18 protein-coding genes, 1 tRNA gene and 1 riboswitch are annotated in these 17396 nt (G+C 65.4%); of the genes, 8 read left to right on the top strand and 11 right to left on the bottom strand.

The genetic code is table 11. The features are described 5' to 3' along the window. Positions 1-74, bottom strand: a tRNA-Gly gene (locus tag I6F17_RS30730). A gap of 172 nt (positions 75-246) precedes the next feature. On the opposite strand from I6F17_RS30730, the gene I6F17_RS30725 reads away from it, so the two are divergent. From I6F17_RS30725 to I6F17_RS30705, 5 genes are all read left to right on the top strand, one after another. Next, positions 247-825 (top strand): methylated-DNA--[protein]-cysteine S-methyltransferase, encoded by a 579-nt coding sequence (locus tag I6F17_RS30725; RefSeq protein WP_225128391.1) that lies wholly within the window; start codon positions 247-249, stop codon positions 823-825. A gap of 9 nt (positions 826-834) precedes the next feature. After that, positions 835-1674 (top strand): helix-turn-helix domain-containing protein, encoded by an 840-nt coding sequence (locus I6F17_RS30720; RefSeq protein ID WP_225128390.1) that lies wholly within the window; start codon positions 835-837, stop codon positions 1672-1674. Between the two features lie 58 nt (positions 1675-1732). Beyond that, on the top strand, positions 1733-2092 hold the full coding sequence (locus I6F17_RS30715) for a VOC family protein (protein WP_225128387.1): 360 nt from the start codon (positions 1733-1735) through the stop codon (positions 2090-2092). A 175-nt stretch (positions 2093-2267) separates the two neighbouring features. Next, complete coding sequence (locus tag I6F17_RS30710; RefSeq protein WP_225128422.1) at positions 2268-2669, top strand: SRPBCC family protein; 402 nt, start codon at positions 2268-2270, stop codon at positions 2667-2669. 113 nt (positions 2670-2782) lie between these two features. Beyond that, positions 2783-3259 (top strand): hypothetical protein, encoded by a 477-nt coding sequence (locus I6F17_RS30705; protein ID WP_225128385.1) that lies wholly within the window; start codon positions 2783-2785, stop codon positions 3257-3259. Here I6F17_RS30705 and I6F17_RS30700 read toward each other — a convergent pair. The 4 genes from I6F17_RS30700 to I6F17_RS30685 all read right to left on the bottom strand — a co-directional run bounded on the left by I6F17_RS30700 (position 3256) and on the right by I6F17_RS30685 (position 7645). Beyond that, positions 3256-4695, bottom strand: coding sequence for an MATE family efflux transporter (locus tag I6F17_RS30700; protein ID WP_225128383.1), 1440 nt, complete (start codon positions 4693-4695; stop codon positions 3256-3258). The genes I6F17_RS30705 and I6F17_RS30700 overlap by 4 nt on opposite strands. A 166-nt stretch (positions 4696-4861) precedes the next feature. Further along, the gene (locus I6F17_RS30695) at positions 4862-5914 is read right to left on the bottom strand and encodes a hypothetical protein (protein ID WP_036042739.1); all 1053 of its coding nucleotides are present in this window, start codon (positions 5912-5914) and stop codon (positions 4862-4864) included. Between the two features lie 105 nt (positions 5915-6019). Continuing rightward, positions 6020-6433, bottom strand: a complete 414-nt coding sequence (locus I6F17_RS30690) for a PAS domain S-box protein (protein WP_036042740.1) — start codon at positions 6431-6433, stop codon at positions 6020-6022. 105 nt (positions 6434-6538) lie between these two features. After that, complete coding sequence (locus tag I6F17_RS30685; protein WP_035996377.1) at positions 6539-7645, bottom strand: 2'-deoxycytidine 5'-triphosphate deaminase; 1107 nt, start codon at positions 7643-7645, stop codon at positions 6539-6541. A 111-nt stretch (positions 7646-7756) separates the two neighbouring features. Further along, positions 7757-7836, top strand: a riboswitch (SAM riboswitch). Positions 7837-7912: 76 nt separating this feature from the next. On the opposite strand from I6F17_RS30685, the gene I6F17_RS30680 reads away from it, so the two are divergent. Next, positions 7913-9100: an O-succinylhomoserine sulfhydrylase gene (locus tag I6F17_RS30680; RefSeq protein ID WP_036042741.1), complete on the top strand. Its 1188-nt coding sequence runs from the start codon at positions 7913-7915 to the stop codon at positions 9098-9100. 70 nt (positions 9101-9170) lie between these two features. Here the strand turns inward: I6F17_RS30680 and I6F17_RS30675 are convergent, their stop codons facing one another. From I6F17_RS30675 to I6F17_RS30665, 3 genes are read right to left on the bottom strand one after another with little or no spacing between them, the layout of a single operon-like run. Beyond that, complete coding sequence (locus I6F17_RS30675) at positions 9171-10160, bottom strand: SGNH/GDSL hydrolase family protein (RefSeq protein ID WP_036042742.1); 990 nt, start codon at positions 10158-10160, stop codon at positions 9171-9173. A 12-nt stretch (positions 10161-10172) separates the two neighbouring features. Continuing rightward, positions 10173-10952: a lipolytic enzyme gene (locus I6F17_RS30670; protein WP_036020422.1), complete on the bottom strand. Its 780-nt coding sequence runs from the start codon at positions 10950-10952 to the stop codon at positions 10173-10175. Next, a complete protein-coding gene (locus tag I6F17_RS30665; protein ID WP_036020420.1) occupies positions 10952-12208 on the bottom strand; it encodes an OpgC domain-containing protein in 1257 nt (418 codons plus the stop codon). Before I6F17_RS30665 ends, I6F17_RS30670 begins: the two co-directional genes overlap by 1 nt. A gap of 196 nt (positions 12209-12404) precedes the next feature. Here I6F17_RS30665 and apaG point away from each other — a divergent pair, with 196 nt between their 5' ends. Further along, positions 12405-12797 carry a Co2+/Mg2+ efflux protein ApaG gene (gene apaG / locus I6F17_RS30660; RefSeq protein WP_024337101.1) on the top strand — a complete coding sequence of 131 codons (393 nt, stop codon included), beginning with the start codon at positions 12405-12407 and terminating at the stop codon, positions 12795-12797. Positions 12798-12983: 186 nt separating this feature from the next. Here the strand turns inward: apaG and I6F17_RS30655 are convergent, their stop codons facing one another. The 3 genes from I6F17_RS30655 to I6F17_RS30645 form a co-directional block, all read right to left on the bottom strand. Next, complete coding sequence (locus I6F17_RS30655; RefSeq protein WP_225128378.1) at positions 12984-13970, bottom strand: Hsp33 family molecular chaperone; 987 nt, start codon at positions 13968-13970, stop codon at positions 12984-12986. Between the two features lie 299 nt (positions 13971-14269). Beyond that, positions 14270-15205, bottom strand: a complete 936-nt coding sequence (gene argF, locus I6F17_RS30650; RefSeq protein ID WP_036042744.1) for an ornithine carbamoyltransferase — start codon at positions 15203-15205, stop codon at positions 14270-14272. Beyond that, positions 15205-16413, bottom strand: a complete 1209-nt coding sequence (locus tag I6F17_RS30645; protein WP_036042745.1) for an aspartate aminotransferase family protein — start codon at positions 16411-16413, stop codon at positions 15205-15207. The genes argF and I6F17_RS30645 overlap by 1 nt, the downstream gene beginning before the upstream one ends. Before the next feature lie 459 nt (positions 16414-16872). On the opposite strand from I6F17_RS30645, the gene I6F17_RS30640 reads away from it, so the two are divergent. Beyond that, entirely contained in the window at positions 16873-17385 is a 513-nt protein-coding gene (locus I6F17_RS30640) for a GcrA family cell cycle regulator (RefSeq protein WP_036001664.1), read from the top strand. Positions 17386-17396: the final 11 nt, after the last annotated feature.

The raw sequence follows: 17396 nt of genomic DNA, 5'->3' as shown, positions 1-17396 counted from the left end.
TGGAGCGGGCGAAGGGAATCGAACCCTCGTATGCAGCTTGGGAAGCTGCCGTTCTACCATTGAACTACGCCCGCGATGTGCGCTTTGCGCCCCTCTTGATTAGCCGAGACGGCGCCTGCCGCCAAGCGGTTTGGCGCGGCCGGCCGGACGCTTGTTAACGTCCTGATAAGATTCCAGGTGCGCCGGATTGTGGCGGTGTTATGATCGCTTCTCCGGGGAGAAACGTGCACTGAGTGGGGCGTGTGCATGGTGGGGCGGGCTTACGCGATATTCGACACGGCCATCGGCCGTTGCGGCATCATCTGGAGCGGCACCGGCGTGGTCGCCGTGCAATTGCCGGAGGCGCGGGAGATCGACACCCGCCGCCGGATTTTCCAGGTCCATCCCGAGGCGCGGGAGCAGCGCCCGTCCGAGAACGCCGAGCTTGCGATCGAGGGCATCACGGGCCTGCTGCAAGGTCACGATCCCGACTTCTCCGAGGTCAGCCTGGACGCCGGCGGGGTGCCCGGCTTCGACCGGCGCGTCTACGAGTACACCTGCAGCATTCCGCGCGGGGAGACACGCACCTATCACGAGGTCGCCCGGGCGCTGGGCGCCTCCGGCGCGTCCTATTCCGTGGCGCAGGCGATTGCGAGAAATCCGTTCATGCTGATCGTTCCCTGCCACCGGGTGCTGGAGGCTGGCAATTACACTGACCGGCTCTCGCCCTATGGCGGCGTGATCTCCAAGCGGCGGCTGCTGGCGCTGGAAGGGGCCCATCCCATCGCCAGCAAGACGCTGTTCGAGGTGCTGCTGCCGGTTGCTCCGCCGCGGGCGCCTACCTAAATACGCGGGATGCACGCCACCACGTTGCTGACGACGCCCTCGATCACGGCATCCGAGTTTCGCTGCGATGCGGGCCCGGACGACAGGCCGTTTGCGGAATGCCGCACCGGCCATTCCATCGCCTATGTCCGCTCCGGCAGCTTCGGCTGCCATTGCCGCGCCGGCTTCTTCGAGCTGGTGGCGGGCTCGATGCTGATCGGCGCCCCCGGCGAGGAATACACCTGCACGCATGAGCACGTGTCCGGCGACGTCTGCCTCGGCTTCTTCTTCAGCGAGGACCTGGTCGACGCCCTCGGCGGGCGGCGCGAGGTCTGGCAGATCGGCGCGACGCCGCCGCTGCCCGAGCTGATGGTGCTCGGCGAGCTGGCCCAGACGGCAGCAGATGGCAACAGCGATCTCGGCCTCGACGAGATCGGCCAGATCCTGGCTGGCCGTTTTGTCGACGCCGTCTCGGACAAAGCGCGCAAGCCGGCCACGCCCACCGCACGCGACCGCCGCCGCGCGGTGGAGGCGGCGCTGTGGATCGACGACAATTCGCATGCCGAGCTCGACCTCGAGCAGGCAGCGAAGCAGGCGGGATTGAGCCCGTTTCATTTCCTGCGGCTGTTCTCGGCCGTGCTCGGCGTCACCCCGCATCAATATCTGGTGCGCTCGCGGCTGCGCCACGCGGCACGGCTGCTCGCCGACGACGACATCGCCGTCACCGACATCGCCTATGACGTCGGCTTCGGCGATCTCTCCAATTTCGTCCGCACCTTCCATCGCGCCGCCGGCGTGTCGCCGACCAAGTTCCGGCAGGCGTCGAAGGGGGAGCGCAAGATTCTCCAAGAGCAGCTTGCCCTCAACTGACTAGGGTCGTCTCCGGCGCGTGCCCTTCGCGGCACGCTTCTTCGCAATGGAGACGAACATGTACGACCACATCGGATTGCGCGTTGCCGACCTCGACGCCGCCACGCGCTTCTACAGCGCAGTGCTGGCGCCGCTCGGCTTTGTCCTGTGCTCGAGCGGCGACGGTTATGCCGGCTTCGGGCCGAAGGGCGAGCCGGCGCTGTGGCTGCACCTGAACAAGGGCCGCAAGGCAGATGGCGTCCACATCGCCTTCCGCGCCCGGGATCATGATGCGGTCAAGGCATTTCACAGCGAAGGCCTCAGGAGCGGCGGCCGCGACAATGGCGGCGCCGGCCCGCGCAGGGATTACAGCCCGACCTATTACGCAGCGTTCCTGATCGATCCTGATGGCAACAATGTCGAGGCTGTTTGCGTGTGAGCGCTAGCCACTCGCTCCGTCATTGCGAGGAGCCCGTGACAAAATTGCGAAGCAATTTTGCACTGGTGCGACGAAGCAATCCAGACTGCTTCCGCGGAAAGATTCCTGGATTGCTTCGCTACGCTCGCAATGACGGTGTTTGTTGCAATCACTGGACATCATCAAGGACACCTTCATGGCCTCCATCCACAACGACACCTCCCTCCCCGCCCCCGCGCGCGACGTCTGGGACGCGGTGCGTGATTTCGGCGCGCTGCATCAGCGGCTGGTGCCGGGCTTCGTCACGGCGTGCACGCTCGACGGCGATGCGCGCATCGTCACCTTCGCCAACGGCTCGGTCGCGCGCGAAGTGCTGGTCGACTGCGACGATGCGCGGCGGCGCCTCGTCTATGCCATCAGCAACGAGCGGCTGAGGCATTACAGCGCCTCTGTGCAGGTCATTGCCGAGGGCGAGACGAGCTGCCGTCTCGTCTGGATCATCGACATGCTGCCGAACGAGCTCGCGCCTTACGTTCAGGGGCAAACCAAGGAGGCGGTGGCCGCCATGCATAAGGCGTTTCCGCCCGCTTCGGCCTGATCATTCACTGTGAGTTGTCTCACAGAAGCCCGTCCTCGCCGGCCGTAACCATGTCCGCGTGCGTCCGGTTGGCTCTGCTCTCCCGGCGGCGCCACGCACGCGAGGAGCATGCCATGAGAGGTGCGGACAAGGTGATCTGCCAGGCGGCCGCCGTGCTGCTGCTGTTTTCGATCTCGAGCGTGCCGGCAAAGGCGCAATTCCTCGGCGGCGGCGGTGCCGGCGGCGAGGACATGATGACCCAGATGGCGCCGATGCTGGAGATGATGAAGGCGAAGATGGGCAAGCGCCGCTTCGCCATGCTGATGCAGACCATGGGTCCGATGATGAGCCGCATGATGGAGAACGGCGGCGGCGGGCTCGGCGGCATGATGGGCGGCGGCAATTTCGGCGGCGGATTCGGTGCACCGAGCTATGGCGGCTACACACCGATGGGCGGCGGCACCATGCCGGTCGGGATCGGCAGCATGGGCGGCGGCGACATCATGGGCATGCTCGGCGGCAGCGGCGGCAGCGACATGATGGCGATGATCCCGCAATTGATGCGGCTCGCCAATACCGGCGGCGGCCATCGCCGCCACAAGCACCGTTAATCGGCAGCCGAAAGCGCCGGCTTGATCGCAGGCGTCTCGCGCGGTCCCCAGCGTGTCAGCACGACGCTGGAGCACGACAAGAGGCCGAGCACGACCATCGAGCTCGCGGCGAGCCAGAAGAAGCTCTGCGCGCTGGCGCCGTGCGTCGACAGCCACCAGCCGATGCCGGCGATGTAGATCAGCCGCGCGGTCTGCGCCAGCACGGGGCCGATCACCTTGGCCGCGCCTTGCGAGGAGAAATACATCGTCGTCGCAAGGCCGAAGAAGGCGTAGAACGGCCCGACCGTCGAAAGATATTGATGGCTCGCCGCGCGCACCGCCACACTGTCGGTGAACATGTTGACCCAGAGATCGGGGAAGATCGCAACGAGGCACGCCGGCACGCCGACCGCCACGAAAGCAGCAACGCTGGCGGTCCAGGCGATGCGCCGGGCCCGCGCGATGCGGCCGGCGCCGATCGCCATCCCGACCATCGGCACGCAGGCGATGCCGAACGAGAACGCGATCGAGGTCAGCAGGAATTCGAGCCGCGCGCCGACGCCATAGCCGGCGAGGATCGCCGTGCCGAACTGCGCCAGCATGTGCGTGAAGATCGAGATCGTCAGCACCGATTGCAGCGGCGAGAAGCAGGCGATGGCGCCGACCTTGAGGATGTCGAAGAACATCGCCCATTGAATGCGCAGGCCGCGCAGCTTCAGCGTGATCCGCGCGCGGCCGGAGAACAGGTACCAGCTCATGATGCCGATGTTCATAGTATAGGCGATCAGCGCGCCGGCGGCGACGCCGCGCATGCCGAACTGCGGCACTGGCCCGAGCCCGAGACCGAGCGTGCCGCCGAGCACGATCTGCCAGGCCGCGGAGTTGAGGATCAGGAAAGACGGCAGCTTCATGTTGCCGGTGCCGCGCAAGATGCCCGCCATGGTGTTAAGCAGCCAGGGCAGCACGGCGCCGCCGAAGAACACCTGCGTGTAGGCGATCGCATGCGTCAGTACATCGCCGCGGCCGCCGAGCATCTCGAGCAGCCTCGGCCCGAAGATCAGCATGCCCAGCATGAAGACGAGGCCGAAGCTGATACCGATCAGCATCGCGTGCACGGCCAATGCGCCGGCACGCTCGCGGTCCCCGGCGCCGAGCGCACGCGCGATGGCCGAGGCCACCGCGCCGCCCATGGCGCCGCCGGACATCGTCATGGTCAGAATGATCGTCGGAAACACCAGCGCCATCGCGGCCAGCGCCTCGACGCCGAGCCGGCCGACATAGGAGGTCTCGGCGATCACCACGCAGATACCGGCCGACAGACCGATCGCGTTCGGCCAAGCGAGCGAGAGCAGCGTGCGCAGGATCGGCCCGTCGGTCAGGGCGCTTCTGATCGGCGGCGGAGGCGGCGGCAGCGGGCGCTCTTGCTCATCGACCGGGATTTCGGCGATGTCGGACATGTCCTCTCCCGGGCGCAGGCGCCGTTTGCGGCGCAGCAATCACTTGGTGTGCCAATGGCGTCGTTCGTGCGAATGCCGCGGCTGAGGCGTGTTAGCACGGCGTGCTCCGATTCTGCCTGCGCCCGATGCAGGCGTGCCCTGCGGCAGCGCATTTCAAGCGGTGGAATTACTCGATCGTCCACACCAGCGGCGGCCGCCCGCCTACCGCGGTGCGCATCTGCACGCCGATGTGCCGGCCGCAGCCTGCGGCGAGACCCTCGAACAATCCCTCCAGCACCTTGGCGCAGGCGCGATGATAATCGGCGATGTCGTCCATCAGCTTCCAGCTCTGCTGCCGGATCTCGAACGTGCCTTCCGATTGCGTCATCTCGGCCGCATCATCCTGCGCGACGAGCAGCGCGTTCAGGAACGATGCGAATTCTCGCGCGCCGCCGCGGGTCGTCGCCAGTGCCGCTGCGACCTCGTCGAAATATTGCATGCCGATCAGCTTGCCGGTGAGGTGCAGCAGATAGCCGGCATCCTCCGGGCCGAACAGCTGCACCATCACGGGCGCGGCGGTGCGGACATATTCCATCGCGTAATTGCGATAGGCCTTTTCCAGCCGCGGTCTTGGCCAGCTCGCGACCGGCAAGGCGGGCGCCGTCTTCGCATCGAACAAAGGTGCTTCAAGGTGGCGCGCGAACACGAGGCGCTGGTCGAGCTCGAGCGGATGGTCGTAGAGATGGTAATAGCCTTCGAGCCCGTCCTGGCCGTCGACGCTCTGCTTGGTGCAGACGAAGCCGAGCCTGAGGTCGCCGAGGGCCGCGCCATTGTTGGCGTGCCAGCCGCGCAGCATGGCGCGTGAGACTTCGCCCGGCACGCCACAGATCGCAGTGCCCTTCCAGATCCAGCGCGGCGGCGGATAGCGGATCCAAGCCTTGGTGTCGCTCTCGTACATGTATTCGACATGCACGCCGCCGATCCAGTTGGAGAGATAGTGGTATTGCGCAGCCGCGACCGCCGGCGGCAGATGGTGGATCCCGAGCTTCCTGAGCCCCGGCAGGAAACGCTCCTGCTGCTGGCGACGAAACACGCGGAAGACGAATTCTGCGGCATCCGCCGTGCCGCGGCGCGTGACGACGGTGAGGATCAGCCCGGTGAAACAGGCGTGATAGAGATCGGCGATCGCACGCCAGCGCTTCCATTGCGCTTCCTGCGCGAGGTCTGGTGCGGTGGTCATGTTCGCTCCCTGATCATGGTTTTGATGGAGTGTGTCACCGCCGCCGGTGACAGGCAACATGACGCGCGTGCAGGCCTCCCTGCGCGGCTTTCCGTCAATTCCGCATCACGAATTTCGCGCCGCCTTGGCCGTCCGTTCGCGCTCAACGCGCTCCGTGACGTCGCGAGCCATCGCCACCGATCCCTGCACCGCGCCATCGTTGTCTCGCACCAATGCGAAGGTCATCTCGATGTAGAGCTTGCGCCCGCTCTTGTGCAGCGCGCGAGTCAGCGTCGGCTTGCCCGCAAGCTTCATGGTGCCGCTCGCGAGCGCGGCGTCGAAGCCTTTCCAGTGCGCGGCGCGAAGATGTTCGGGAATGATCAGATCGAGGTTCTCGCCGAGCGCTTCGTCGGCCGTGAAGCCGAACAGCGCGGTCGATGCGCGATTCCAGCGTGTGATCGTGCCGGAGCGATCGGAATAGATCAGCGCGTCCGCGACGTCGTTGATGATCTGTGCGTCGAGTTGGGATGGCTCAATCATGTCACCACCTTGTAGCCCGGATGGAACAAAGCGTAATCCGGGATCGCGCCACAAGTGAGACCTTCCCGGATTACGCTTGCGCTCCATCCGGGCTACAGGATCGGGCTACACCCGAAAATGCTTCGAGAGCTTGAGGCCTTGCGCCTGGTAGTTGGAACCGATGCGCTGGCCGTACATCGCGTCGGGGCGGGCCAGCATCTTTTCGTAGACGAGGCGGCCGACGATCTGGCCGTGCTCGAGGATGAACGGCACCTCGCGCGAGCGCACCTCCAGCACGGCGCGCGATCCCAGCCCGCCAGCGCCGGCATAGCCGAAGCCGGGATCGAAAAATCCGGCATAGTGCACGCGGAATTCGCCGACCAGGGGATCGAACGGCACCATCTCAGCGGCGTAATCGGGCGGCACCTGCACCGCTTCCTTGGAGGCGAGGATATAGAACTCGCCGGGGTCGAGGATCAGGCTGCCGTCGGGGCGCGCCGAAATCGGCTCCCAGAAATCCTCCACCGCGTAGCCCGCGCGGCGGTCGACATCGACGACGCCGGTGTGGCGCTTGGCGCGGTAGCCGACGAAGCCGCTCGCCTTCTCGCCGGAAAGATCGACCGAGACGGCAACGCCGCCCGAGAGATCGGCATCGTCGATGTCGACGAGACGCTCGCTGGCGTGCAGCGCATCGAGCTCGTCGGCATTGAGGATGGCATCGCCGGTGCGGAAGCGCACCTGGCTGAGACGCGAGCCCTCGCGCACCAGCACCGGAAACGTCTTCGGGCTGATCTCGGCATAGAGCGGGCCGTGATAGCCGGCGCCGATCATGTCGAAGCGGCGGGTGCCGTCGGCGATCACGCGGGTGAAGACGTCGAGCCGGCCGGTCGAGCTCTTCGGATTGGCGGCAGCGACGATCTCCGGCGGCAGCGCGAGGCTCTCGAGCAGCGGCACGATGTAGACGCAGTTGGTCTCGAGCACCGCGCCGTCGGCGAGGCTGAACTCGTGCAGCTTCAGCTCGTCGATGCGCTCGGCCACGGTGGCACCGGGCCCGGGGAGGAAGCTGGCACGGACGCGATAGGCGATATCGCCGAGGCGCAGATCGAGGCTCGCCGGCTGGATCTGGCTCTCGACGAAGTCGTACGCGGGCAGGATGAGACCTTCTTCCGCCATCGCCGCGATCATGCGGTCGGGCAGGATACCATTGGCGTCGGCGGCGACCGTGAACGTCAACCGGAGGGTCCTCATCAGGGGTCGAATGCATCCGGACATGCCGGAAATACAAGTCTTTTACGGCTATCCGATGGACGCCTTGACGGAAAGGGCATTGCGGAATATGAGCATCACTTATCCCGTGGTGATTTGAGCCGGCCGGCTTGCAGCCACGTTAAATAAGTCGCTAAACAGGCCGGGGACCTCTGTGATCCCGGCCCGTGGAGATATCCAGGCCGGTTTTTTTGTGACCGTTTTCGCCTCGACGGTCATGTCGGAGAGGGTCCTATGTCGAAGTCGTCTGCCACTTATCGTCCCGAAACCCGCCTGGTCCATTCCGGCACCCTGCGCTCGCAATATGGCGAGACCTCGGAGGCGCTGTTCCTGACGCAAGGCTATGTCTACGCCAGCGCGGAGGAGTGCGAGGCGCGCTTCAAGGGCGAAGATCCCGGCTTCATCTATTCGCGCTATTCCAACCCGACGATTGCAATGTTCGAGCGCCGCATGATCGAGCTCGAGGGCGCCGAGGCCGCGCGCTCGGCGGCAACCGGCATGGCGGCGGTGACGACCGCGATCCTGGCGCCGCTCAAGGCCGGCGATCACGTGGTCGCCTCCCGTGCGCTGTTCGGCTCCTGCCTCTACGTCATCCAGGACCTGTTGCCGCGCTACGGCATCGAGGCCACGCTGGTCGATGGGCTCGATCTCGACCAGTGGCAGCGCGCGCTGAGGCCCAACACCAAGACGTTCTTCCTGGAGAGCCCGACCAACCCGACGCTGGACGTGCTCGACATCCCCTCGATCGCCGAGATCGCGCACAAGGGCGGCGCGCGGCTCGTCGTCGACAACGTGTTTGCAACCCCGATCTGGCAGAGCCCGCTCGCGCTCGGCGCCGACGTCGTCGTCTACTCTGCGACCAAGCACATCGACGGCCAGGGCCGCTGTCTCGGCGGCATCATCCTGTCCTCCGAAGCCTTCATCGCCGAGCACATCCACAATTTCATGCGCCAGACCGGCCCGTCGATCTCGCCGTTCAATGCCTGGGTCCTGCTCAAGGGCCTGGAGACGCTGGGCGTGCGCGTGCGCGCGCAGACCGACACGGCCGCGCGCGTCGCCGAGGTGCTGGCGAGCCATCCCAAGATCTCGCGACTGGTCTATCCCGGCCGCGCCGATCATCCGCAGGCGGCGCTGGTGAAGAAGCAGATGCGCGGCGGCTCGACGCTGGTCGGCTTCGAGGTGAAGGGCGGCAAGGCGGCGGCGTTCCGTGTGCTCAACGAATTGAAGCTTGCCAAGATCTCCAACAATCTCGGCGACGCCAAGAGCCTCGTCACGCATCCGGCGACGACGACGCATCAGCGCCTCAAGCCGGAAGACCGCGCCGCGCTCGGCATCAGCGAGGGCTTCATCCGCTTCTCGGCCGGGCTGGAGCACGCGGATGACCTGATCGAGGATCTCACCGCGGCGCTGGAGAAGGCGTAGGGGCGAATGGCGAATAGTGAGTGGCGAATAGATCAAACCCTATTCGCTACTCGCCATTCCCTCCTCGCCTCTACATCGGCCGATACGTTCTCACATCGGCGGGCACGCTCACACCGAGCTTGATCTGGCCGACGGAGCGGATGATGTCGTCGCCGAGCAGCTGGGCGAAGCAGGCATAGCCCCAATCGTTCATGTGCAGGCCGTCGGCGATGACGAAGCCCTCGACCGGGATCGACTGGTTCTCGTGCCAGTCGCGCATCACCTCGAAGCGGGGGAAGATGCCGACCTTGCGGAGCTCGGCGACGTTGCCGAGCAGCTTGATCATCTTGCCGGCGCTCTCCTTGCGCTGGTTGACGGCCGGCGAATATTGCGGATCGACCAGCACGATGTCGGTGCCACCGGCGGCTTGAATGCGGTTGATGCCGTCCTCCACCAGCTTGACGGTCTCGCCGGGATCGAGATTGCGCAGCACGGCGTTGGTGCCGACCTGCCAGATCACGAGATCCGGATGCCTGTCGATCACCTGCGTCTGCAGACGCTTCATCATCTCGGGGGCGTCCTCGCCGCCGACGCCGGCATTGATGACGCTGATGTCGGCGGTCGGATAGTGCCGGCGCAGCTGCGCGGCAAGACGATTGGGGTAATTGAACTCCGGCGAGCTCGCGCCGAACCCTTGAGTCGACGACGAGCCGAACGCGACGATGACGACGGGCTGGCCGGCGACCAGCTTGCTCGCGACATGCGGCAGCGAGCCCATCGCCTTGGAGCCGCCCTTCGGCGGCAGGCAGGGCACCCGGCTGAAGATGTCGGCGGCGGACTTCGCGACCTCCTTCACCTTGTCGATGGCACGCGAGGTGACGCCACGCTGCTCGGGCGACCTCGCGGCGACGGTGGTCTGGGACGGCGCAGCGGGCGCGGGATCAGGCGACTGGGCGGGTGCGGGGGTCGCCGGCTGAGCGGCCGGCGTCTGCGCATGCGCGGCGGGCGTCAGCAACAACAGCACTGCTGTTGCAGGCACGGCCAGCCATGACGTCAGGCAAAAAGGGCGGAGAGAACTCATTAACGCTAGACCTCAATTTTGCTGCTGGGCCGGCTCCAGATGGGCAGCGTCAATCACGAACTGTGCCAACGCCCGGCCAAGGCAATCATGGACCTGCTTCGCCAGCTCAGGCCCGCGGGACGGGTTGAACAGGTCGAACTGGCCCTGTTCATTCCACTGCCGCATGATCGCGAAACGATCGAACAGCGGGATGTCGTGCTCCTGTGCCACGACGCGCATATTATCGAGAAAAGGCTGCGCCGAGATCATCGTCTCGGTGCGCGGGCTATATTGCAAATTCATCAAGACGACGTCCGCCCCTGCCTTTTGCAGCGCAACAACCCCGTCGGTCACCGCGCTACGAAATTCGTCGGGATCGATGGATCGGATAGCATCCACGGTCCCGGTCTGCCAAATGACCAAAGTAGGCGTTTTTGCTTCCATCAGCTTAACGAAGGTGGACGCGGTCTCCTCTGCCGTTTTCTTGCTCTGTATTTCTACGGAGACGTGCACCGGCTCGGAGGGCGGCAGCTTCTCCTTGAGGATCGCCTCCATGCGCGCCGGATAGGAGCTGCTCTCCGACGACGGAATCGTGGTCGAGCGGCTGCCGATCACCAGGATGTCGAGCGGTTTGCCGGCCTTGATCGCCTCGGCGACCTTAGGCAGCTGGCTTTCGCTGGTCAGCAGATAGGACGGCAGTTCGCAGGCCGCAGGCATAGGGGATGCGGCAGACGCGGCATCGCCCGCGCGCGCCGTGGGCGCGGCGAGGTTACCGCATAGCAGGACCAGGCTCAGGAGAACCTTCGCCTTCATCAGCCCCCTCCCGCCAGATCGGCGTTGCCGACGGCGTTTTTCGTTTTCGCACCGCTCTTGTCAGCCACACGCTTGTACCACGAAATGACCCAGGCCACCCCCCACATGATCAGGATTCCGGAGAGGCTAATCAACGCATGCATGACCGGCCCGCCGGAGATTTCGGCGAGGACGAAATGGCCGGCAAAGGCCAGGAAGACGCCGAGGCAGAAGATCTCGAGCGAATGCTGACCACATAGAATCAATGGTCGCAGCCAGCGCGATTTCAAGCCCGGCCAATCGCGGGGCAGGAAGCGCACGGTCAGCGCAGCCAGCGCCAGGAAGTGCGCGAAGCGCAGCACGTCGAGGTCGGTCTTGTCGATCGGATACATCCATTGCTCGATCTGCTTCGGCATGAACTGGGAGAGCTGGGGCACGTACCAGGTCAAGGTCACATAGAACGCCGCGATGAGGTAGGCGATCGAGATCCACATCGTCACGGGCGAGGCCAGGATGCCCGACATGCGACGCGCACCTCCGAGCGCGCACCAGGCCCCGAACACGAACAGCAATTGCCAGGCGAAAGGATTGAAGGCCCAGAAGCCGTTCGGATAGGCCGACAGGTAAAGGTCGTACTCCCAGGTCACCGCGTAGAGCAGGACCGACAGCCCGAGCGTGACGTCCGGCCGCCATTTCATCGACCACAGGATCAGGGGCAGCGCCAGCATCAGCACGATGTAGAGCGGCAGCACATCCATGTTGACGGGACGGAAGCGCAGCAGCAGCGCCTGCACGATGGTGACGTCGGGCTGCTTGAGGAAGTCCATGATGCCCATCTCTTCGGTGTAGAGCGGGTTCTCGAACCTGGTCGCGACATAGGAGATCTCGGCGAGGAAGATCGTGAACAGGAAGACGTGGGCGACGTAGATCTGCCAGACCCGGCGCAGGATGCGCGCGGTGGCGATGAGAACGCCGCTCTCCAGCATGGCCCGGCCATAGACGAAGGCCGCGGTGTAGCCGGAGATGAAGATGAAGATCTCGGTGGCGTCGCTGAGGCCGTAATTGCGGATCGTGAACCAGGTCAGCAGACTGGGCGGTAGATGGTCGATGAAGATCAGCCACAGCGCGAGCCCGCGGAACAGATCGAGCCGGAGCTCGCGCTCGCCGATGGCGGGCAGCGTGATGGCCGGCGCTGCGGCGCGCGCCTTGGTCCCTGCGGGCTTGGCGCCCGCGGTTCCTGCGATGGTCGATCCCGTCACTTGGTCGGCAATGGTCATCGGGGCCTGGAAACCCTTCCGCAAATCGCGACGTTGAAGCAGTGTAATGGTCCGGCTGTCGTCTCGCAAAGCGTCCGGATCACATCAGGGTGTCTCCCTCGGTGGTGTGCTTTCCCGCCAATTCTGGCGGGACGATGTCGCCAAGGCGCCCGCGGGGGGTTTGGTTCCCGGGGCGGATTTCGGTATGATGACAGCCATGTACCGCGCCGTGACCCGCCAGATCGAAGTGACCGTCGAGCCGAACTTTGTTCCGGAGCAATCGTCGGCCGACCGCTCGCGCTACTTTTGGTCCTACACCATCGTCATCACCAATTCGGGCGAGGAGACCGTGCAGCTCAAGACGCGGCACTGGATCATCACCGATGCCTCCGGCCGCCAGCAGGAGGTGAAGGGCGAAGGCGTGGTCGGCGAGCAGCCGATCCTGGCCCCCGGCGAGCGCTTCGAATACACCTCCGGCGTGCCGCTCTCGACCGCCTCGGGCTTCATGACCGGCCGCTACCAGATGGTCAGCGAAACCGGCGAGCGTTTCGAGATCGACGTGCCGACGTTTTCGCTGGACAGCCCCGACAACAAGCGGGTGTTGAATTAGAGAGGCGAGTTCGCCGTAACACTCACAACTGTCATGCCCCGGCTCGACCGGGGCATCCAGTACGCCGCGGCCTCTCGTTTCGATCAGCATCGTCTCGGAGTACTGGATCGCCCGATCAAGTCGGGCGACGACACCGCGCGTGTGGCAGCTCCACTCGACATTGCGAGTGCAGCGACGCGGGTAGGCTCAGGCGTCCTCGACGCCCGCCTCGTGCGGCGTGAACTGGTACACCGACGAACAGAATTCGCAGGTGACGACGACCTTGTCGTCCTTGACCATGGCGGCGCGGTCGTCGTGCGAGAAGCTCTTGAGCATCGCAGCGACCGCATCGCGCGAGCAGGAGCACCGCGCCTCGAGCACCTGCGGATTGAACACGCGCACGCCGCGCTCGTGGAAGAGGCGGTAGAGCAGCCGCTCGCCGGAGAGCTCGGGATCGATCAGCTCGACGTCTTCGACCGTCTCGATCAGCGAGCGTGCCTCGACCCAGGCATCGTCTTCCGCGACGCTGTGCACCTCGGTGCCGTCAGGCGCATCGCCGGGATGCAAGTCCGCCTGCCGCGCGCGCTCCGGCGCCTTCGGCAGAAATTGCATCAGCATGCCGCCGGCGCGCCAGCGATGCTTGCCGCCATCGCTCGAGCGCCACTCCTCGCCGACCGCGAGGCGCACGCGCGTCGGGATCTGCTCGGAGCGCAGGAAATATTCGTGGGCGGCGTCTTCCAGGCTGCCGCCGTCGAGCGCAACCAGGCCCTGGTAACGGCTCATGTCGGGGCCCTGGTCGATGGTCATGGCGAGATGGCCGCGGCCGAGCAGCGTGCCGGAATCCTTGGCCGTGCCCAGGCGCGAGGCATCGAAGCGCGCATAGGCGCGCAGGCGGTCCGGGGCCTTGTAGTCGACCACCAGGAACGACACCGGACCGTCGGTCTGGGCCTGAAGAATGAAGCGGCCCTCGAATTTCAGCGTCGAGCCGAGCAGCGTCGTCAGCACGATGGCCTCGCCGAGCAGCTTGCCCACGGCTGCGGGATAATCGTGCTTGGTGAGGATGTCGTCGAGCGCAGGACCAAGCCGCACCAGGCGCCCGCGCACGTCGAGCGCGTCGACCTCGTAAGGCAGCACGGCGTCATCGATCGGAACCGATGATGGCGCGCGAACCGGGCCTTCAGGCCCGGTTTTCATGTCAGGAGATTGGGAAACCATGGCGCTTTATCTGGGGTCGGAGGGCGGAAATGGAAGGGGGCGCGTTCCGGATGCGATGAGGGTGCACAACGCTACAGCAAACTCGGTGTCGTCCCCGGGCGCGCAACGCGCGAGCCCGGGACCCATAACCACAGGACCACGTCATCGAGCGAGATGGCAACTCCGAGTCTTCGCCAAACGACTTCCTGTGGTTATGGGTCCCGGATCTGCGCGCGCTTTTGGCGCGCTTGTCCGGGACGACAATTGCGTGTGAGGCCGCAGCGGGGCCTCTGGCGGGCCTACTTCACCGCGTCGAAGCACCAGGCCAAAATGCCCTTCTGCGCGTGCAGGCGGTTTTCGGCCTCGTCGAACACGACCGATTGCGGCCCGTCGATCACCTCGTCGGTGACCTCCTCGCCGCGATGGGCCGGCAGGCAATGCATGAACAATGCGTCCGCCTTGGCCAGCGACATCAGCTTGGCATTGACCTGGTAGGGCTTGAGCACGTTGTGGCGGTGCTCGCCCTCCTTGTCGCCCATCGACACCCAGGTGTCGGTGACGACGCAATCGGCGCCGCGCACGGCGGCTTCCGGATCGGTGCCGAGCACGATCGGCGCGCCCGTCGCCTTGATCCAGTCGCGCATGGCCTTTTTCGGTGCGAGCTCCGGCGGCGTTGCGACATTGAGCTGGAATTTGAAGCGCTCGGCGGCATGGGCCCAGGACGCCAGCACGTTGTTGTCGTCGCCGGTCCAGGCCACCGTCTTGCCCTCGATCGGGCCGCGATGTTCCTCATAGGTCATGAGGTCGGCCATCACCTGGCAGGGATGCGAACGCCGCGTCAGGCCGTTGATGACGGGCACGGTGGCGTTGGCCGCAAGCTCCAGCAGCGCATCATGGTTGAGGATGCGGATCATGATGGCGTCGACATAGCGCGACAGAACCCGCGCGGTGTCGGCGATGGTCTCGCCGCGGCCGAGCTGCATCTCGGCGCCGGTGAGCATGATCGCCTCGCCGCCGAGCTGGCGCATGCCGACGTCGAACGAGACGCGGGTGCGGGTCGAGGGACGCTCGAAGATCATCGCCAGCGTCTTGCCTTCGAGCGGCCTGACCGGCTGCTGCGCCTTCTGCTTCGCCTTCATCGCCGAAGAGGCGGCGAGCATGCTCTTGAGCTCCGAGAGCGGCAGCTCGTTGATGTCCAGGAAGTGCTTGGGAGCTTTGTTGGGCGTCGTGCTCATCAGCTTGCCGCCCGCTTGGTCTGGCTGGACGAGATCGCAGTGCAGGCACGCTCGAGCCTGATGACGCTGTCCTCGATCTCCGCTTCGGTGACGATCAGGGGCGGCAGGAAGCGGACGACATTGTCGCCGGCCCCGACGGTGAGCAATTTCTCGGCGCGCAGCGCCGCAACCAGATCGGCGGAGGGCACCACGGCCTTGATGCCGATCAGGAGGCCCTCGCCGCGCACCTCGCTGACGACATCAGGGTGACGATCGATCACGGAGGCGAGCTTCTGCTTGAGCAGCAGCGACATCTTCTGCACGTGGTCGAAGAAGCCGGGCTTGAGCATGACATCGAGCACGGCGTTGGCAGCCGAGATCGCGAGCGGGTTGCCGCCGAAGGTCGAGCCGTGCGAGCCGGGCCCCATGCCGGCCGCCGCATCCGCGGTCGCCAGCACCGCGCCGATCGGAAAGCCGCCGCCGAGCGCCTTGGCGAGCGACATCACATCCGGTGTGACGCCGGTGCGCTTGTAGGCAAAGAGCTCGCCGGTGCGGCCCATGCCGGTCTGCACCTCGTCGAAGGCGAGCAACAGGCCGCGCTCGTTGCAGAGTTCGCGCAGCGCCCTCAGGAAGGCGTGAGGTGCAGAACGAACGCCACCCTCGCCCTGGATCGGCTCGATGAGAATGCCGGCGGTGTGCGGACCAATCGCCTTCTTCACGGCGTCGAGGTCGCCGTGCGGCACCTGATCGAAGCCGTCCATCGGCGGACCGAAGCCCTCGAGATATTTCGCAGAGCCGGTGGCGGCGAGCGTCGCCAGCGTGCGGCCATGGAAGGCACCCTCGAAGGTGATCATGCGGTAACGCTCCGGATGCCCCTTGGAGAAGTGATGGTGGCGCACCAGCTTGATCACGCCTTCCAGCGCCTCGGCGCCGGAATTGCAGAAGAACACGAAGTCCGCAAAGCTCTCATTGCAGAGGCGGCTTGCGAGCTTCTCGCCGTCAGGGCTCTGGAACAGGTTCGACATGTGCCAGAGCTTGGTCGCCTGCTCCTGCAATGCCTTGACCAGCGCGGGATGGACATGGCCGAGCGCATTCACCGCGACACCCGAGGTGAAATCGAGATAGCGATCGCCGTTGGTCGCGATCAGCCAGCAGCCTTCGCCGCGCTCGAAACCGAGGTCGGCCCTGGCGAAAACGGGGAGCAAATGCGGCGCTGCGCTGTTAGTCATGACGTCACTTGAATGTTGCGGACGGTGTGAGGCATGCATTGCGCGACGCACCATCGACCGGCCCCGGAAAACGAAACGTGCCGCCTTTTAAGGGCGGCACGTGGCACTATCTTATGCCTGGCAAGACGGGTGTCAATGCCGGCCGGAAAGCCTCGCGAAACGCTGATTCCGTAGTCTTGCGGTGCCGATTTTGCGGGTTTTTCACCACGGAACATGTGGAAGCGAGTCGGCGGACTCTTGCGCGGGAGTCACGCCATATTGTAGCGTTTGGACTGTCAGATACGACATCTCGTGCAGCAGTTCTGATCCCAGAAGTCCTCATGTACCGGCGTAAACGTTCGGGCGTCTTGAGCGCGCCCGGCGAGCCTTAAGGGATTCTGACGGCACGGGTTTTTCAAGGCTAAAGCATTCGCTGCGAAGGCCCCAGGATGGCAGGCGCGCAGCGAGGGAAAGGGTGCAATGACGGTTTTGACCTGGTCCGATGATCGCGTCGAGCAGCTGAAGAAGCTCTGGGAGGCCGGACTTTCGGCCAGCCAGATCGCGGCGGAGCTCGGCAATGTGACCCGCAATGCCGTGATCGGCAAGGTGCACCGGCTCGGCCTGTCCGGCCGCGCCAAGAGCCCTTCATCGGCAGCGCCGCGGCCGCGCAAGGCACGGCCCGCGCAGCATATGATGCGGGTGACCCGCCCCGTCGCGCGCGGCAACACCGCGTTGGCGCAGGCCTTCGAGGTCGAGTTGGAAGCTGAGCCGGTTACCTACGACAACGTGGTGCCGATGAGCCAGCGGCTGTCGCTGCTGGAATTGAACGAGGCGACCTGCCACTGGCCGGTCGGCGATCCCTCGAGCCCGGATTTCTTCTTCTGCGGCGGCAAGGCGCTCTCCGGCCTGCCCTATTGTGCCCAGCATTCGCGCGTGGCCTATCAGCCCGCAGCGGATCGCCGTCGCGCAGCACCGAAACCGGGCACGCGGTGAGCTTGCGGACT

The sequence above is a fragment of the Bradyrhizobium sp. NBAIM18 genome (assembly GCF_020193825.1).
GTDB lineage: Bacteria > Pseudomonadota > Alphaproteobacteria > Rhizobiales > Xanthobacteraceae > Bradyrhizobium > Bradyrhizobium yuanmingense.
Note: the sequence above shows the minus strand (reverse complement) of the source record. Positions and strands in the feature narration are given on the sequence as shown.

Excerpts from the sequence above, each read along its gene's own strand:
- I6F17_RS30725 (WP_225128391.1), top strand. The coding sequence starts at position 247 with ATGGTGGGGCGGGCTTACGCGATATTCGACACGGCCATCGGCCGTTGC.
- I6F17_RS30720 (WP_225128390.1), top strand. The coding sequence starts at position 835 with ATGCACGCCACCACGTTGCTGACGACGCCCTCGATCACGGCATCCGAG.
- I6F17_RS30715 (WP_225128387.1), top strand. The coding sequence starts at position 1,733 with ATGTACGACCACATCGGATTGCGCGTTGCCGACCTCGACGCCGCCACG.
- I6F17_RS30710 (WP_225128422.1), top strand. The coding sequence starts at position 2,268 with ATGGCCTCCATCCACAACGACACCTCCCTCCCCGCCCCCGCGCGCGAC.
- I6F17_RS30705 (WP_225128385.1), top strand. The coding sequence starts at position 2,783 with ATGAGAGGTGCGGACAAGGTGATCTGCCAGGCGGCCGCCGTGCTGCTG.
- I6F17_RS30700 (WP_225128383.1), bottom strand. The coding sequence starts at position 4,695 with ATGTCCGACATCGCCGAAATCCCGGTCGATGAGCAAGAGCGCCCGCTG.
- I6F17_RS30695 (WP_036042739.1), bottom strand. The coding sequence starts at position 5,914 with ATGACCACCGCACCAGACCTCGCGCAGGAAGCGCAATGGAAGCGCTGG.
- I6F17_RS30690 (WP_036042740.1), bottom strand. The coding sequence starts at position 6,433 with ATGATTGAGCCATCCCAACTCGACGCACAGATCATCAACGACGTCGCG.
- I6F17_RS30680 (WP_036042741.1), top strand. The coding sequence starts at position 7,913 with ATGTCGAAGTCGTCTGCCACTTATCGTCCCGAAACCCGCCTGGTCCAT.
- I6F17_RS30675 (WP_036042742.1), bottom strand. The coding sequence starts at position 10,160 with ATGAGTTCTCTCCGCCCTTTTTGCCTGACGTCATGGCTGGCCGTGCCT.
- I6F17_RS30670 (WP_036020422.1), bottom strand. The coding sequence starts at position 10,952 with ATGAAGGCGAAGGTTCTCCTGAGCCTGGTCCTGCTATGCGGTAACCTC.
- I6F17_RS30665 (WP_036020420.1), bottom strand. The coding sequence starts at position 12,208 with ATGACCATTGCCGACCAAGTGACGGGATCGACCATCGCAGGAACCGCG.
- apaG (WP_024337101.1), top strand. The coding sequence starts at position 12,405 with ATGTACCGCGCCGTGACCCGCCAGATCGAAGTGACCGTCGAGCCGAAC.
- I6F17_RS30655 (WP_225128378.1), bottom strand. The coding sequence starts at position 13,970 with ATGAAAACCGGGCCTGAAGGCCCGGTTCGCGCGCCATCATCGGTTCCG.
- argF (WP_036042744.1), bottom strand. The coding sequence starts at position 15,205 with ATGAGCACGACGCCCAACAAAGCTCCCAAGCACTTCCTGGACATCAAC.
- I6F17_RS30645 (WP_036042745.1), bottom strand. The coding sequence starts at position 16,413 with ATGACTAACAGCGCAGCGCCGCATTTGCTCCCCGTTTTCGCCAGGGCC.
- I6F17_RS30640 (WP_036001664.1), top strand. The coding sequence starts at position 16,873 with ATGACGGTTTTGACCTGGTCCGATGATCGCGTCGAGCAGCTGAAGAAG.